Source organism: Spiroplasma endosymbiont of Ammophila pubescens (assembly GCF_964020965.1).
In the GTDB taxonomy this organism is placed as follows: domain Bacteria; phylum Bacillota_I; class Bacilli_A; order Mycoplasmatales; family Mycoplasmataceae; genus Spiroplasma.
This window is the reverse complement of sequence record NZ_OZ026611.1, coordinates 1,150,187-1,166,151: the sequence shown is the minus strand read 5'-3', so window position 1 is coordinate 1,166,151 and position 15,965 is coordinate 1,150,187. Positions and strand designations below refer to the sequence as shown.

27 protein-coding genes are annotated in these 15,965 nt (G+C 22.8%); 16 read left to right on the top strand and 11 right to left on the bottom strand.

Translation table 4 applies throughout. The features are described from left to right. The first annotated feature begins 340 nt into the window (after positions 1-340). The 10 genes from ABNT63_RS07555 (at position 341) to ABNT63_RS07510 (ending at position 5,744) form a co-directional block, all read left to right on the top strand. Positions 341-511 carry a hypothetical protein gene (locus ABNT63_RS07555; RefSeq protein ID WP_338989277.1) on the top strand — a complete coding sequence of 57 codons (171 nt, stop codon included), beginning with the start codon at positions 341-343 and terminating at the stop codon, positions 509-511. Between the two features lie 624 nt (positions 512-1,135). Further along, on the top strand, positions 1,136-1,309 hold the full coding sequence (locus ABNT63_RS07550; RefSeq protein WP_348735175.1) for a hypothetical protein: 174 nt from the start codon (positions 1,136-1,138) through the stop codon (positions 1,307-1,309). A 328-nt stretch (positions 1,310-1,637) separates the two neighbouring features. Continuing rightward, positions 1,638-1,871, top strand: coding sequence for a hypothetical protein (locus ABNT63_RS07545; RefSeq protein WP_348735174.1), 234 nt, complete (start codon positions 1,638-1,640; stop codon positions 1,869-1,871). Then, positions 1,786-2,004, top strand: coding sequence for a hypothetical protein (locus ABNT63_RS07540; RefSeq protein WP_348735173.1), 219 nt, complete (start codon positions 1,786-1,788; stop codon positions 2,002-2,004). The genes ABNT63_RS07545 and ABNT63_RS07540 overlap by 86 nt, the downstream gene beginning before the upstream one ends. Positions 2,005-2,259: 255 nt before the next feature. After that, positions 2,260-2,460 carry a DNA adenine methylase gene (locus ABNT63_RS07535; protein WP_348735172.1) on the top strand — a complete coding sequence of 67 codons (201 nt, stop codon included), beginning with the start codon at positions 2,260-2,262 and terminating at the stop codon, positions 2,458-2,460. A 44-nt stretch (positions 2,461-2,504) separates the two neighbouring features. Beyond that, positions 2,505-3,056: a hypothetical protein gene (locus tag ABNT63_RS07530; protein ID WP_348735171.1), complete on the top strand. Its 552-nt coding sequence runs from the start codon at positions 2,505-2,507 to the stop codon at positions 3,054-3,056. Between the two features lie 156 nt (positions 3,057-3,212). Beyond that, positions 3,213-3,647 (top strand): DUF3627 domain-containing protein, encoded by a 435-nt coding sequence (locus ABNT63_RS07525; protein WP_348735170.1) that lies wholly within the window; start codon positions 3,213-3,215, stop codon positions 3,645-3,647. A 152-nt stretch (positions 3,648-3,799) separates the two neighbouring features. Further along, positions 3,800-4,003, top strand: coding sequence for a DUF2649 family protein (locus tag ABNT63_RS07520; protein ID WP_348735169.1), 204 nt, complete (start codon positions 3,800-3,802; stop codon positions 4,001-4,003). Positions 4,004-4,298: 295 nt separating this feature from the next. After that, positions 4,299-5,204, top strand: a complete 906-nt coding sequence (locus ABNT63_RS07515; protein ID WP_348735168.1) for a hypothetical protein — start codon at positions 4,299-4,301, stop codon at positions 5,202-5,204. 12 nt (positions 5,205-5,216) lie between these two features. Then, on the top strand, positions 5,217-5,744 hold the full coding sequence (locus ABNT63_RS07510; protein WP_348735167.1) for a lipoprotein: 528 nt from the start codon (positions 5,217-5,219) through the stop codon (positions 5,742-5,744). A 30-nt stretch (positions 5,745-5,774) separates the two neighbouring features. Here ABNT63_RS07510 and ABNT63_RS07505 read toward each other — a convergent pair whose 3' ends face one another. The 11 genes from ABNT63_RS07505 to ABNT63_RS07455 form a co-directional block, all read right to left on the bottom strand. Next, positions 5,775-7,469: a hypothetical protein gene (locus tag ABNT63_RS07505; RefSeq protein WP_348735166.1), complete on the bottom strand. Its 1,695-nt coding sequence runs from the start codon at positions 7,467-7,469 to the stop codon at positions 5,775-5,777. A gap of 173 nt (positions 7,470-7,642) precedes the next feature. Further along, positions 7,643-7,777, bottom strand: coding sequence for a hypothetical protein (locus ABNT63_RS07500; RefSeq protein WP_348735165.1), 135 nt, complete (start codon positions 7,775-7,777; stop codon positions 7,643-7,645). A gap of 45 nt (positions 7,778-7,822) precedes the next feature. Next, the gene (locus ABNT63_RS07495; RefSeq protein WP_348735164.1) at positions 7,823-8,566 is read right to left on the bottom strand and encodes a hypothetical protein; all 744 of its coding nucleotides are present in this window, start codon (positions 8,564-8,566) and stop codon (positions 7,823-7,825) included. Positions 8,567-8,665: 99 nt separating this feature from the next. Continuing rightward, a complete protein-coding gene (locus ABNT63_RS07490) occupies positions 8,666-9,001 on the bottom strand; it encodes a hypothetical protein (protein WP_348735163.1) in 336 nt (111 codons plus the stop codon). A 3-nt stretch (positions 9,002-9,004) separates the two neighbouring features. Continuing rightward, on the bottom strand, positions 9,005-9,343 hold the full coding sequence (locus ABNT63_RS07485; protein WP_348735162.1) for a hypothetical protein: 339 nt from the start codon (positions 9,341-9,343) through the stop codon (positions 9,005-9,007). Positions 9,344-9,504: 161 nt separating this feature from the next. Then, positions 9,505-9,660, bottom strand: a complete 156-nt coding sequence (locus ABNT63_RS07480; RefSeq protein ID WP_348735161.1) for a hypothetical protein — start codon at positions 9,658-9,660, stop codon at positions 9,505-9,507. Positions 9,661-9,671: 11 nt separating this feature from the next. Then, on the bottom strand, positions 9,672-10,394 hold the full coding sequence (locus ABNT63_RS07475) for a hypothetical protein (RefSeq protein ID WP_348735160.1): 723 nt from the start codon (positions 10,392-10,394) through the stop codon (positions 9,672-9,674). Further along, on the bottom strand, positions 10,387-10,542 hold the full coding sequence (locus tag ABNT63_RS07470) for a hypothetical protein (RefSeq protein ID WP_348735159.1): 156 nt from the start codon (positions 10,540-10,542) through the stop codon (positions 10,387-10,389). The genes ABNT63_RS07475 and ABNT63_RS07470 overlap by 8 nt, the downstream gene beginning before the upstream one ends. Before the next feature lie 123 nt (positions 10,543-10,665). After that, positions 10,666-10,968 (bottom strand): hypothetical protein, encoded by a 303-nt coding sequence (locus ABNT63_RS07465; RefSeq protein WP_348735158.1) that lies wholly within the window; start codon positions 10,966-10,968, stop codon positions 10,666-10,668. A 43-nt stretch (positions 10,969-11,011) separates the two neighbouring features. Further along, a complete protein-coding gene (locus ABNT63_RS07460) occupies positions 11,012-12,127 on the bottom strand; it encodes a PBSX family phage terminase large subunit (RefSeq protein ID WP_348735157.1) in 1,116 nt (371 codons plus the stop codon). Beyond that, positions 12,120-12,422: a hypothetical protein gene (locus ABNT63_RS07455; RefSeq protein ID WP_348735156.1), complete on the bottom strand. Its 303-nt coding sequence runs from the start codon at positions 12,420-12,422 to the stop codon at positions 12,120-12,122. Before ABNT63_RS07455 ends, ABNT63_RS07460 begins: the two co-directional genes overlap by 8 nt. A 388-nt stretch (positions 12,423-12,810) precedes the next feature. Here ABNT63_RS07455 and ABNT63_RS07450 point away from each other — a divergent pair, with 388 nt between their 5' ends. The 6 genes from ABNT63_RS07450 to ABNT63_RS07425 all read left to right on the top strand — a co-directional run bounded on the left by ABNT63_RS07450 (position 12,811) and on the right by ABNT63_RS07425 (position 15,491). Continuing rightward, positions 12,811-13,416, top strand: a complete 606-nt coding sequence (locus ABNT63_RS07450) for a UPF0236 family transposase-like protein (protein ID WP_348735155.1) — start codon at positions 12,811-12,813, stop codon at positions 13,414-13,416. Continuing rightward, the gene (locus ABNT63_RS07445; RefSeq protein WP_348735154.1) at positions 13,370-13,966 is read left to right on the top strand and encodes a UPF0236 family transposase-like protein; all 597 of its coding nucleotides are present in this window, start codon (positions 13,370-13,372) and stop codon (positions 13,964-13,966) included. The genes ABNT63_RS07450 and ABNT63_RS07445 overlap by 47 nt, the downstream gene beginning before the upstream one ends. Continuing rightward, on the top strand, positions 13,950-14,111 hold the full coding sequence (locus ABNT63_RS07440) for a hypothetical protein (protein WP_348734983.1): 162 nt from the start codon (positions 13,950-13,952) through the stop codon (positions 14,109-14,111). Before ABNT63_RS07445 ends, ABNT63_RS07440 begins: the two co-directional genes overlap by 17 nt. A gap of 241 nt (positions 14,112-14,352) precedes the next feature. Further along, complete coding sequence (locus tag ABNT63_RS07435) at positions 14,353-14,718, top strand: hypothetical protein (RefSeq protein ID WP_348735153.1); 366 nt, start codon at positions 14,353-14,355, stop codon at positions 14,716-14,718. 46 nt (positions 14,719-14,764) lie between these two features. Continuing rightward, positions 14,765-14,992, top strand: a complete 228-nt coding sequence (locus ABNT63_RS07430) for an ATP-binding cassette domain-containing protein (protein ID WP_348735152.1) — start codon at positions 14,765-14,767, stop codon at positions 14,990-14,992. Then, the gene (locus ABNT63_RS07425) at positions 14,964-15,491 is read left to right on the top strand and encodes an ABC transporter ATP-binding protein (protein WP_348735151.1); all 528 of its coding nucleotides are present in this window, start codon (positions 14,964-14,966) and stop codon (positions 15,489-15,491) included. Before ABNT63_RS07430 ends, ABNT63_RS07425 begins: the two co-directional genes overlap by 29 nt. The last annotated feature ends 474 nt before the right edge of the window (positions 15,492-15,965 follow it).

The following is a 15,965-nucleotide window of genomic DNA, read 5'->3' as shown; positions in this document are numbered from 1 at the left end:
TGTTTGCTTATTTTTGTTATATAATGAAAATAATAATATTGATATATATCTGATGTAATTATCTTTTATATCAATTTAAATCGATTATATTAATTAATATTGATTTAAATCGATTTAAAAGTAAAAATATAGTTTAAATAATGTAATTTTAACAATTAATGTTTTTTACCTTAATTGTTACTTTAATTATGTTAAATTGCAAAAATGCAATTATGATATTATTATGTATTTATAAAATTTTATATTTAAAGAAGCATGTTTCCGTATTTCTTTGAAGAAACTTATTAAGTAATAAAAAATTAGAAACATTTTTTATAAGAAAAGAATTATGGAGGTTTTTATGAAACATACAAATCATAAATGAGGAAGATATGAAAGAAATTCAATTTGAAAATCATATGCAATGAATAAAGTTCAAAAATATTTTGAACACAAAGATTATAGTAAATATGATCTTTTTCAAGAAGCACCATGCAAATATTGTGGTCAATTAATGCTAAAAGCTCAATAACAAGATATTCAACCTGATAAAGATTATTCTTGAACTATTGATTATATTGATGGTAATCTTTCCAATAACGCTTTAGAAAATTTACAACCAGCGCATCCCTGATGCTATAATGATAAATAATCTTGATTTTTAATAACAATAAATAATGCTACTTTATTTAGTTAACTTAATTGTTGCCAATTAAGTTAGATAAAGTGGTTTTTATTTTTAAAAAAATTGCTTTTTATTATTTTTGCTATATAATAAAATTAATAAGAACTAGATTGATATACATCTGATGTCATAATCGTTTATATCAATTTGGATTAATTATATTAATTTAATTTAATTAAATTAATATGAATTAATTTACGTTTAAAAACATAATTTAAATATAATTGAATAAATTAACAAATAAAATTTAGATGTTTTTTTGTGTTAAATAGTTTCCAAAATATAATAATAAATTTTTATAAATAATTTAAATTTAACAAGACCCAAACCCAAAGTCCTCTGCATAATATGTGCAACATTAAATAAATTTATAAAAATTAGATTTGTTAATAACATAAAATTTATATTTAATTATGTTTTTAATTTTTATTATTTTTTATTAAGAAAATAGAAGAAAGGAAAAATAAAATTATGGAATGACCATGAAGTAATAATGATGTTGAAGCAAAGTTAAAAGAATTAGAAGACAAGACTGATCAAAAAATTAAATCTTCAGAAGAAAAATGTGTTAATGAAATTAATAATCAATTAAATAATTTTAAAACTGAAACTAATGAGAAAATTGCTAATGCAATTAAGGTGTAGAAACCACATACATTTTGTACTTTTGTGGTATTTACATTTTTTACAAAATAAATTTTATTAATATTTTAAATAAAGATTTGAAATTATGCAAACAAAGCAATATTTTATTTTGTGGTCGTTAGTGAAAAAGTATGGAAAAGATATTGTTATTAATACTGTCAATAAGATTGCAAAAGATATTGAAATTAAAAAGTAAAAGAATAAATTATTCCGCGTAATTTATTAGCGGATAATTTATTCAATAATGTTTTTTAAGTGGAGCAAAGCGACAACGAGCGGAGCGAGTTTGCAAATTTCAATTTTTTAATTTATTGAAAGGAGTTATATCATGCCAGTATGATTAACATGAATATTTAGTATTTTGATTTTGTTAGGTATTTTTGCGTGAATTGGTTTATCAATTTATCAAAAAATTCGTCAAATTCGAGGTAAGAAAAAAGAAAAAAAGAACTTGAAAAAAAGGAGGATAAAAAATAATGAATTTTTTAGCAGATGCAGTTACTTTTGGGACTGGAATGGATTCTATTTGAAGCGGTTTGGGACAAGCAATGATGAAAGTTAAAGATGCTGTTTATGCTGTGTTACCACAATTAATGACCTTTTTAGGTGATGAGTGAATTATTTTAATTCCATTTGGAATTTGAGTAATTATTAAAATATTAAACTTTTTCCGTGTCATGGTTAAAGGCTTTTAATATTTATTATAACTGATCCATTATGGCACACTAGCTTTTATTTTATATGAGTTGATTAATTATAAACGTATAATTTTATATTTTAATAGCTATTAGTTAAAACTAAGTAGTTATTTTCAGTGTGCCTTAATTTTTAATTTTATATATTTAACAATGTTTATTACAATACATATACATTATTTAAACATTAGTATAACAATGTTTATTACAATACATATACATTATTTAAACATTTTATAGTAAAGAAGGATTAGAATGAAATTTATTAGTCCGTTGTCTTGGTCAGGTGGAAAAGCTAAACACTTTGATAAAATTAAAGCATTATTACCGGCTAAATTTGATAAATTTATAGATTTATTTTGTGGCGGTGCTTCAGTTGGCTTAAATGTGTTAGACCAGCAGTTATGTAACAAAGTAGTTTTTAATGATTTGCATATGATTTGCATACTAGTTTAATTGAATTTTGACAATATGGTATTTATTTAATTGAATTGGATTATTTGAAAAAATTAGTATATCCTAATTCAAAAACTATTAATGAATTGAAAGAAAAAATGTTTGATGATTATTGTTTAAATTTTGGTGAAGAATTTTTAATTAAGAACGCATTAACATTTAATGGTGAAGAATGAGGTACTTGAACAGATAAAAGATTACAACAAAATTTTAATGTTAATAAATTATTGATAATTCAAAATGTTAGAAAACTATTAGTTGATCTTAAAAATAATATTGAGTTCTATAATTTGGACTATAAAAATATTATTAATAAATATTATATGGATAAAAATATTGTTTGATATTTAGATTCACCATATTATTATAATAAAGAAAAAATTTATAAACATTCAAAAATGAACTTTTATGAACTAAAAGATAATATTTTAAAGATTAAAGGTAAATGAATTTTAAGTATTGATAATTCTGAATTTATTAAAGACTTGTTTAAAGAATTTAATATTAATGAATTTCAATGAGTGTATAGTTCTACTAATTGACATAATAAAAAGCCAAAACTTGGCCAAGAATTAATTATTAAAAATTTTAGGTAGTGTGATTAATTATTAAACTTAAATGTCAAATTTGTCATTCTATTTTGAATAAAAAATTTGTTGTTAGTTTGTTTTGAGAATGTATCATAAACCAAGTTATAAAAGTGGTTTTAATACGGCATTGTGTAAATATAATATGGAAAGTAAGGTGTTTTTATGAGTTTTTATAAGAAGAATATTAACGTACAAAATTATTTTATTAGAACAGAATTTATAGTTTTTCAAACTGACAAAGCTTCGTTTATAAATTTATCTAACCACAATAAACATATTGGTTTTTGATTAAATAATAAGTTTATTTATTTTAGTAAAAAACATTCTGATCAAGTAGCTATTGGTTTGATTTATGATAATTCTTATTTTATTGTGAAATATGATGAAAATTTAAAACGACATGTTTGAAAATATTTAACTGGAACACAAATAATTAATTTGTATAATCAATATAAACAAAATTATTTTATACAAATGAAAAAAGCATTATTCCCTGCTGAACCTCAAAAAGTAAAAACAAATAACAATAATAATTTAACAAATTGAACTGTTGAAAAAGACCAAGAATTAATTAATGATTTGAAAGATTTAAATTAAATGAGTTTATATGATTATTGAGTTCAATTTATTAGTTATATTATTGGTTCAAATGCTCCCGAATTTGTGTATGTTATATCGTTTGTATTATTTATCGTTTTATTTTTTGGAATGTTTTTTAAACTTATTCAAAAAATGTGGAGTTTTTAAAAATGCAAAATGATTGAGAAAAATTAAAAGAGTTTTTTATTCATGTATTTTTGTTTATAGATAAAACAAATGTTGAAAATATTACAACTTTAAATTTAACACAAAATGAATATTTAACTTTGATGGTTGGTGTTTGAATTGTAATTTTGTTTTTAACTTGGTTTTTATTGTGAATGATTTTTAAAATAGTTGGGTATTTTAAATAATGAAAAAGTTGGTCGCATGTAAAAGATTGGGGTTTTTGTTTTTAAATATTATTTAGTTCAATAAAATAAAGACATTTTTTTCTTGTTTTTATAAAAAACCCAATTTTCTTATACGACCAACTTAATATATTTTACTGCTAATTTAGCCCTTAAAACGCGTAATTAAGAGTATTTTAAAAGATAAATTTATTAAAATAATCGCTAATTTTGCTTGTATATATATATATATATATATATATAATACTGGTAAATCTTAATAAAAGGTTTCAAGATAACGAAAAGGAGAAAAATAAGTATGAAAAAATTGTTTAGTTTATTAAGTACTTTAACAATTATAGGAACATCAATACCTAATGTCATTGCCGCTAGTCCTTATCAAAAAGAAGAAACTAAATTAGAAAATAATGAAATTAGTTATTTACAAACAAATAATTTAAAAAATTTAAATAGAGTTAAAAGACAAGAAATAACATATCCAATATTAGAAGATGTGTTAATTGATTTAAGAAAAACTAGCATGAAAAAACCAATGCAATTTCAAGCAACTAATTCATGATGTATTATTGCAGTTTTAAAAAATATATTTGATAATAATATTCTTAATAATAAAGATCTTAAAGAAATGGAACAAGAAGAAATTATAAGTTTTTTTTCAGAGATTATAAATGATGAGGGTGTTTCTTTATCAGATGTAATTGAATTATTTAACACAAACCCGATAATTAAGGAAAGTTTGGGATATAATTTAAAGGAAATTGATTTAACTCTATTATTTTGAAATAGATTAAATGATATAGAAAAAAGAATGTGGATAAGATATTTAATATGGGAATCTCTTTCTAGACAATCTCCTGTTATGTTTGGTGGTTTTTTTGAATTAGAATATTATGGCCAAATATTTAATAACTCTTCTCATGCTGCATTAATTGTTGGAATCAAACCAAATAAAGAAAATATACTTGAAGATACTTATTATGTTAGAGATCCATGAAGAGACAGTGAAGCTGAATTTATTCCAGATCAAACTACAGAAATTTCAATGACCGGGGAACAAATTTTTAATATTTTATTTAATCAAATAGAAAACGGTGAATTATTAATACATGAAGATGTTTTTCAATTATTTTGTGAAAAAGCTATTAGTATTTTTTCATCAATTTGAGAAATGGCAGAACCAGAACTAATGGCAGCTATAGTATAATAGAATTAAAATATGAAAAAGATATTAAGTATCATAGGAGCAATCACTTTAATTGGAACAAGTACAACCAGTTTAGTTGCTTGTAATACACCACAAGAATATACACCCAAACAATTAAAAGAACAAAAAGAAAAACATAAAATAGATACAAAAAATCAAACTATTAGAGACAATTTAGAATGAATAGCGCCGCAAGAACATCCATTCAATACGGTTGATAATAAATGATATTATGTAGTATGAAAAGGCCAAAATTGAAATATTACTAAGTTTAAAAATTATGAAGAAATAATACCTCCAAAGCATGAATATCAATATAAGACTATAGATGAAAAAAGCAAATATAAAATTCAATTACGCTATTACTCACTTAATGATACTAAGATTAATTTAATTATTTTTAAATCAATTAATGAACCAACTTTTATTTGAGAAGAAAATAGTAATAATTTTAAATCAGTTTATCGTTGAAATTTAGACACACAAGAACCCGATTTAATTTTAGATAAAAACGGCAATGTAAAAATTAATGGAGAATAAAAAAGAGATTTAATTATCTCTTTTTTATTTTTATTTTGGTTTTATTGTTATTTTAACTGGATTATCATTCTTATTTATAATACCTAAAACATTTGGGTTAGAAATATCTAATATAATATCTTTATCATTGCCAGAATAGAAAAATAGAAAATTATAATTAGTATTACGCAAAAATAATTGAGTAAATATTACTTTTGAAAATCTAATTTTTAATTTTACATCATTAGTGTAATATGCTTGTAAATATATTTCTTTGATTTTATCTTTATCAGTATCAGATAATTTTGTTATTTGTAATAAAAATTTAATATCGCCACTATTTTTGCCTTTTTCAGTTATATAACTATTTTTATAATTATCGTTTGGTAAACAATTAGTTTTACCAGTAGCAAATGTTTGAATTTCATTAGTTATATTATCAGTATATAAAGTTATGGTATTATCAAAATTTACTTTATCAGTTTGTGAACGGCCACTTTCTTGTAAAGTTATATTAGATAACAAACCAAAATTAGCATAACAAGCATTACGACCACCATTTAAATTAATATTTCTATCAAGAATAAAATTCTCTATATTTGGTTGTCCACATTCAACTTGCAAATTACCTAAATTACTTATTTCAATTGTTTTATAAGTATCTTGGAATTTACTTATATTTTTAATTGTTGGGTCAATTTTTTTTAAATCAATTTCTACTTCACAATAAGCATCCTTAAATTCATCAGAAAATAAATTAATAAAACTATTAGGAGTATCAGAAGAAGCTCGTTTACATTGTGTTGGTGCAATAATTTTAGTTTTTAATGTTTGTAATACATTAGAAGGCATAATATCTTTGATATAAGGTTTATAGTTATATGGTACTGGTGGTAAAACATATTGTGGGTAATTAAATGTTGGTATTTCATAGTAGTGTGGTAATAAGAAACTAGTTTTATAATTAGTTGTCATATCTCGTAAATAATTATTTAAAACACTTTTTGTTTTACCACGAAAACTCCATACTGATAATTTTAAATAATCTTCTTCATTATTGGTATAAGGATTATCTGCATAAAAGATAATTTCAAAATTACCTTTATATAATGCTTGTATTGAAAACATATCAATTATATAACTACAATTTGTTCCATCCTGTGTTTGTAAAAATTCTAAATTATTATCTTTTTCACTATCACTAATTGGTATTTGTGCATCAACTGCTCTTACTAATTCATTAATTAAATATATACGATTAGTTTTAGGATTTAATTGTTTTAAATTATAAGTTGAATAAGTTATTCGTTCAGTTGGTTTACTATCTTTTTCTAAAACATTTCCTTTTAATTTATCAGTTAATAAAGTAGTAAAACCTAAACTAGTAGCATTTGCTCCAAAGATAGCACCGACTTTATCATTTCCTTGTTCTCTAAATATTTCAAATGGTAAATAACCTTTACCTTTTGATTTTTCAGACCAAAATGCATCATTATAAAAACTATAAATATTAGAACTCATAAAACCATTAAGAAATTGAAAATTAGGTCAAGTTTTTTCATCTTGATTAATTACTCAACCTCATGGAATACCAAATGAAATAAAGTTTAAAAATTTACCAACACCGCCTGGTATCGTAAAAGGATTAAAAACTAGTTTTTGCGTATAGTTTAAGAGTAATACTGTAATTTGTCGATTAATAAAATTATTCATATTTAAAATATTTCAAACATTACATGAACCCATTTTATTATATTCAATTTGAACACTACCAACAGTATTACCGAATTCATCTTTCTTCTAAAATATGATGATGCTTGAGTACTAATGATATTATCAATTGTGCCGCCGTTTGTTTTTAATTTTGCTGGTGGTGTTATTTTTCAATCTTTTGATCAATAAAATTTAGAATCTTTATCTTATTTATGAATATTTCTACCAACAGTAGAATTGGTTGCTGATGTAGTGCTAGGATCAGTTATAACAATACCCTCACTATTTTTTTTGTTTTCAAAAGTCATATCTACTTTCCATATCTTTTTTTCAATCTTCATAACCAGTTATCATAGTTGGTTGAATACTTTGAATGTTATATCAACTTACTTCGGGGAAGCATAAGTATTTATTTTATCAGGTAGTGCAGGAAACATGTTATACATTAATAAATCACGAGAATTCATTACTTTTTGATTAAATTGACCTTTAATAATTGGTCGCCCAATTACTGGCATATCAAAAAAGATTGGATTACCATAAAATTTAACTGCCATTGCTCTAACCCCTGGGTCTTTTAATAAAATTTCATCTAATTCAACAATACCTTTATTTAGTTTTTCATCATAAGTTATTTTAGGAAAACAATAACTTTCACCTGGGGCACTTGTTTGAATAAATTGTCTTACTGATAAACCACTATGACTAATTTTGTCATTAATACTTGAAAAGATAATTTCTTGTCATAAAAAACTACCATCATAAGGTGAATAATAATTAATAACATTTGATGGATATAATCATTGTCTATCTTGGGGAGCAGAATTAATATCACCACCACTAATATTTAAACCACGGTCATTAAATACAGTATAAAAATTATAATAATCATTAATATTTAATTTAGTAATATCTTCATCTAAAATTAATAAAGTATATTGTCGTTCTGTTGATTGTTGAGTAAATACTTGTTCAAATTTAGCATCACCAAATTTAATAGAACTTACATCATCAACCATATAAGCATCCCAATATTTACCAACTTTAACCTCTTTTGTATAAAAATTATCAGCTTTATTATCATTATTAATAAAATAACTTAATTTATATTGTTTTAAGTATTCTAACATTCTATTAATATCATAAATATTTTCACCATCAATTAATTTTCAATAAAGATTATTATTTTCATCTTTTAATTTTATCGCAAAAGGTGTTTCATTATTGGTTTATATTGTTGAGTTAATTGGTTGATTTTTAAAATCATCAATTGTTAATATATTAATTTCTTCACCTTTATATTTTTGGACTATTTTTAAACTACCTTGTCATTGAGCAATCGTACTTTCCATATTATCAAATATTCTTGAATAACTACCATAATCATTTGGTTTAGCATTATTAGGTTTTCAACCTGTTTCAGTATCAGGAATATATGAACTATAAACATTAAAAGGAAATACCATTCAATGTCTATGTTCTTTTATACTTTCTCTTATATCTATTGCAGTAGCACCTGCTCCTGTTCTTAATCATTGCATAGCTGCTGGACTAATTTTTTGCATTTGTTAATTCTCCTTAATTTCTGTTCTACCTTGTACGGCATTTTGATTATTACCAGTTTCATCATATTCCATTAATTTATTATTATGTTCTATCTCTTGGGCATGCCTTTTATCTCAGTATTTTTCAATTTTTTCATAATATTTGATTGCTTCTAATTCATCAACATCATTATATTCAGTTATTGCTCTTACTGGCTCCATTGTACGATTTTCTAATCTAGTAGTAATTAATTCATTTTGTCGCATTTGATCTACTAAACTAGCACTAACAAAATCAAAACCATAAGGGCGTTCACCATTTCCATCTCATAAACCATAATATTTTAAAACAGTATCAAACATTTTAGTATAATATTGTTTACGATATGCTTGTAAATATGCTTGTTTTTCTAAGTCTTTTGTTTTTTTATTAATGATTGGGTTTTATTTTCTTCACTATCTGAGGCATCATCAAAAGGACTAGAAAAATTACATGCTATATATACTTGTTCAATAATTGCTTTTTAGTCTTGTGTATATGTTTCTAAGGTTGGTGTCCTTTGTACTACTTGTAAAGATTGGGATAATTGACCATCAACGGCTGATTGACCTGATTGAATAAAAATATCATCAAAAGCATCTTGTAATACTTTTTTATTGCCTTTGTTATAAGCAGTCATTAAATCATCATCTAATACCCCATATTAATGAGTACGATTTGCTCATCTTTCTTTTGATTTAATATTAAAACTTCTTCTAAATCAAATTGTAATTTATAACAATTTGCCATTGTAGGTCATGGATTTAAAGTTGTTGATGTTGATAAAAATAAAGAATTATGTTCATTTATCATTTCTCAAAAAGGTACTATACCTAATTTATTTTTAAATTCTTGAACTAAAACAGGTCTAACATCATCTTTAATTTGTGTTTTACTTTGACCAACAACCACTTCATTATTTTTGGGTCAACCCTTAATAATTATTTTATCTTTGGTACAAATTAAATTTAAAATAAAACCACTATCTGATTGATGATAATTTAATCAAATATCAGCACCTTGTTCAATTTCATTTATTTTACTTACGCGTGATGTAAAGTTAAATGGGTTAATTCATAAATCAATATTACCGTCTGATGTTTCTAATAAACCAAAAATAGTTTTACCCATTAAACTTGCTGATAATTCATTTTTATCTAATTTTTCTTTTATTTTATAAGTTTCATATCATCAATTTAATTTTTCTAAAATGTCTTTACGATGCGACTTAAATAAAATATCTTTACCATTTACTAATCGCATTTGATGGCAAGCAATAATATTTGCTAAATTAATAGTTCAATAATAATTATAAAATTTTAAAACACTATTAATATCATTTAAGTTTGGTAAAGATGGAAAGGTATTATTCATGGTTATTTTGCTCCTTTAAATTTAAGATAAGTGCATAATTAATTATATTTACTGTTAATAAACTAGGTTCATTTGCTAAAATTTGTACACATACTTTAACTTTTTGATACTTTTTAATATATTCGTTATATAAATTTAATTTACACATTGCGATATTATCTTTTTTTTAATTCTTGACAAAGTCTTTTTTTAACTTGTCCACAAACAGACATATAGGGTCTTTTTGCATTTATTACACGCTCATCATGTATTACATAAATATCTTTTTTCATTAATTTATTCACTCCCTTTCTTGTCATAATTTATAATCTGCTGAACTATTATGCTTAACCATTGGTATTAATTCAAAATGTAAAGCATAAAAATCACTATCAAATGTATCATCATATAAGTCTAATACTTTTTCTTCTCTTGCTTCAGGCTTATCTTCTCATTGTATTAATTCATATTGGGTTTTACTTACAGGACATTTTTCTCATAATCATTTTAATTGATTAGTATTTATTAACATTGTGAATGCCTCTACACGATGTCTTACTTTAAATTTTTGTTTTTGTGCTGGTTTAAATGTCATAATATTGACCAAAAGAATAATTATATTTTTCTCGGTTTAAACTTTACAATGTTGAATAAGCACTATCATCAACATTAATCGATATACCTTGCTGAATTAAATTAAAATATTGATTTAATTGATTGTTATAAAACTCTAAAATATCTTTAACTTGTTCTAATTCAGTTTTAAATTGTTGTGTATAATTTGAATGAGTATATTCAGCAACTTTATAGGCTTTTTTATCAAATGAGTTATATATTCAAAAACTAGTCGCTGTTGTATGTCCTTTAGGACTAGTAGCATTAGCAATATCAACACCACCTAATAATTTAGTTGGTTGAATAATATCTGTTGTTTGCATAATATCAATATATCTTGAAAAGATTGATCCACTAGTATTGCCAGGCAATCCTCAACTCCAAACTCTTGCTCTTTCAATATATAATTGTTCTAATCTTAATTGTTCATTAACTTTATCTTGTGGTAATTCATAATTTAATCTTCAACTAGAATAATGAATAATAATTTTCATATTTCATTTTTCAATATACTTAATTTGCTCATATTTACTACGCATTATTTCTTCATTAAAAGGTAATAATTCATTACAATAACCAACAATATATCTTTTTAAACTTTCAGGGTTACATGTATTAATTGTTATTTTATTTTGATAACCACGAATAGCAAATTCTAAATCACTTAAATCTTTTTGTTGAAATTGATCACATTCTTCTCTTCAATCAATTACTAATTTATATTTATTTAAATCAGCAAAAGCTTTTAATTTTTCTTTTCTGCTAGGTGAATGTAAACCTTTACAATATATTTTGCTACCATTTGATAAAGTAAAAGTAAAATTTGATAAATTAATAGTATAAGGAATATGATTTTCATCTAACATATTTCATATATTTTGAAATACACTATCTTTTAAATCTTTACTCCAATACATACTAGCAATGATACAAATTGGTTCTTTAATTAATAAACTAATTTTTAATAATTCACCAAACATTTTAATATTTGATATAGTTTTACCACTATATCGTGTTCCAATTTGATTAATTTCATTAACTAACTCAAACTTTTTAGCAAATGGATATTTATTACCAATAGTACTATTTTGTAATAACCAATAAGGTGTTTCTAACAAATAAGTAAAATGATTAAGCATTATTATCACTTTCTTTTTTAATATCTCTAATCTCTGTTTGTAAATTAACAATTATTGATTGTTGATTATTTAAGTTTAATTCTTTTTCAAGTTCTTTTTCTTGTAATAAATATTTATAATTAAATGCTCGTTGTCAATATAATTTAGCACCATCAGGTGATTTCATCATAAAATTAATTATTTCACTTTCAATTCTATCAACTTGTTTTTCAAATAAAGGAACTATCTTCTCGCTCGCATAAGTATCATATCTTCACTTGCGAGAAAGATTGAATTCATTGGTTAAATCGTTCAAAGTATATGGTTTATTAGGTGATTTATTTTGCTAAAATTCATCTATTTTACGATAGAATGTTCGTAAACTTGCTGTTTTTGGATTAAATTCTTTCATTTTTTACTCCTTTATATGGTTAAATATAAGTAGAGAAAAACATGTACAGAAGAACTTGACACGGTTCTTTTTTTATTATCTATATTTTACATCAAAATAAAAAAAAGTAAATTACTTTACTTTTTCAGTTAAATTAATTTGCTAATAATTAACAATTAAATTATAACACAATAAATAAAAAATAATATCTTTTTTTGCATTTTTATTATTTTTGTGTTAATGTGTAGAACTAAGAAAAGAGGGTAAAAAAATAATAAATATTGATAACAACTTTTTTAAGAATTTTAATAATTTGTTATATATACAAAGTATTGAAATTATTCAACAAAATTTAGAAGATTGTGATGAATGAATTTTTAAAAATTATAAAATTGATGAAACTTTAAAAGAATTTAAAGATTATAAAGTAAAAGAAATAAAACCAAGAACATTAACTATTTTAAATGGGAAAATAACTTTTAAAAGAAAAAAATATTATAAAATTAATCCAGAAACAGGTAAAGAAGAATATATTTTTCCTTTGGATAAACTTTTAGGAATTGAAAAATGACAAAGAATAGATAATTCTATTAAAGAAAAAATATTATCATTTATTGGCAAGAAAAAAACATATCAAGATATTTTAGATACTATGGAACATGTAAAAATTTGTATAAAAACAATTTCAAATATTATGAAAAATGCAAAAACTGATAAAGAATATTATCTTAATAAAACTGATAAAAAAATAAAGATACCTCATACTTTATATATTCAAATTGATGGAACTTATTTAAAAATGTGAAATGAAAAGAAAAAAGGAAAAGAAAAAATAAAAAAACATAGTATATTTTCAACTGTTCATACTGGTTTTGATAAGGCAAAATCAACGAAAAAAAAGACCTGTAATTGCAAATAAATTAGGTGTTATAGAACTTGACAATATTCCAGAATATATTAAAAAAAATAGTAAATTAACTAATTTTGTTAATAAATTATTTACATTAATTACCAGTTATTATGATATTAATGACAATATTGAATTTATGGTATTAGGCGATGGCGCACCTTGAATTAAAAATATTGTAAAATTTATTCAAGAATATTTTCCTAAAAATAAAGTACATTACACGATAGATAAATTCCACCTTACAAGTAGATTTAAAAAATTATATCCTTATCAAAGTAAAAACAAAGAAAACAGAGAAACGTACCATAAAGCAATCGATTATTTTTTTAATGCTAAATATGAAGAATTATTAGAATGTTTAGAAAACAGTGCTTCTTTTATAAAAGAAGCAAAAATTAAATTCTTAAAAGAGACAATTAAATTAATTAAAAATAATGAAGAAAGTGTCAGAAATCAAACATTATGAAATAATACTGGTTGTCATATTGAGGGTGATATATCACATTACTGTAAAGGTGTTTTGGTTAAAAAAGCAACTTATCATGAAAAAAACTCTTAAAAATAAATTAAATATTAGTATGATGAATTTTAAAAATAAAATTAATTTATTTAATACTAATGAACCATTAGAAGAAAATAGAATTAATTATTCAGTTAATAATTTTGTAAATAATAATTTACAACCAAACTTATATTTTTATTAATTTTATCTAATAAATTAAATAACTTTAATAAACATGTATTTTTGTCGTGGAAAAATTTAAAAAATGTTAAAATATTGTTGACAATAAAATTAAAAGTAATATAATTTAGATAAGTAAGTGGTATTTTTATTCCACAATTTCTAAGATATTAATTAAAACCCTTAAATAATACATACAACCAATAAGTTTTACTTATGATGTTTATCATGGTCAAGATGGGTGGGAGTGATGAGTAGAAGAAATGCGTAATAATTATCATGAAATATATTATAATAATTTACCAATGTTTTATGATGATCTTAGTGACGATTTTACGAATAGTTCAATTTGAATTCATTTAGGTAAAAAAGATAAATTATCTCATGATTGATTAGTATATGAACATGCTAGTATTAAATTTAAAAATAAAGATAATTTAACAGAAGAAGTTGGAGGACATATTATTAAAAATGTGAATGATATTGGTATTTGATGAAATCAATATTTAGTAATTAAAAATTTTATAGCAATATTTCATTTAAATAAAAAATATACTGAATATACATTAATAAATTTACAAGAACAATTTAAAAAAGCATTTGATAGGATTAACAAATTAGAAAATTAAATTAGATTACTGGAAAACTAAGGTTTATAGGGAAGGACTTTTAAAAATGATAAAAATTAGATGTCAAGAATTATCATTTGGATATAAACATAAAAAAATTATTAGTGGTGTTACTTTAAATATTGATGATGGTCAAATTATTGGTTTGATTGGTCCTAATGGAGCAGGCAAAACAACTTTAATTAAAATTATTTTGGGACTGATTAGAAAAGATCAATTCTTAAAATATGATGATTTTTTTATTAATGCAAAAAATTGGTTTTGCACCTGCTAATAGTTTTTTTAATCATAATATAAGTGCAAAAGATATTTTATTTTACCAAGCTTTTATTACAAAAATTAATTATCAAAAAGCAAAAGAACTAATTCCAATAGTACTAGAATATTTTGATTTAGCTGAGCACGCCCACAAAAGTTTTGCTAAATTTTCCAGTGGAATGAAAAAGAAATTTTTATTAGCGTTAATTTTAATTAATGATCCGGATTTATTGGTTCTAGATGAGCCAACTGCTAATTTAGATCCTGATTCTAGAAAACAAGTTTGTAAGTTAATTTTTAAGTTACATCAAAGAAACCCTAAAATGACAATTATTATTGCTTCACATATTTTGCCAGAATTAGAATCTTTAATTAATTATGTTGTTATCCTTAATGAAGGAAAAATTTTATATAATAAAACTTTTGATTATCAACAAGAGAATCTTGAACAATTATATTATGGGCAAATTGAAGGGGTCAAAAGAAAAGATGAGAAAAAGGAGTTGTTTTTTTAATGCGGTTATGATTATTTTTATTTAAAAAAAAATTTCAAATCAAAAATAATATGATTATGATTACTTTTTGGCCTTGTTATAACAATGACTTTTTTTTGCTTTTTTCTTTTTAAATTATGCATGAGTAATTAAAAGTGGTTATGCTACTCTTATTATGTTTTTTCCGAATAGTGTACTTCATTTTTATTCCAATTTTTGTTACTTATTTAATTATTGTTAATTTTAAAGAAGAACAAAATAACGGAATTCTTTATACATATGTCCTTAATTTTAAACATCGAAGTAATTTAATTTTATTTAAACTGACCTTTTTCTATTGTTTTAGTGCTTTATTTTTTACAATTCTATTGTTATTGCCAAGTGTTGTTTTAACTATTTTATTACGAGTTGCTGATGCTTATGATTATTTTATTTATTTAAAATTTTATTTAGTAATTTTATTATATTTAATATTACTGGTTCCAATTATTTTTC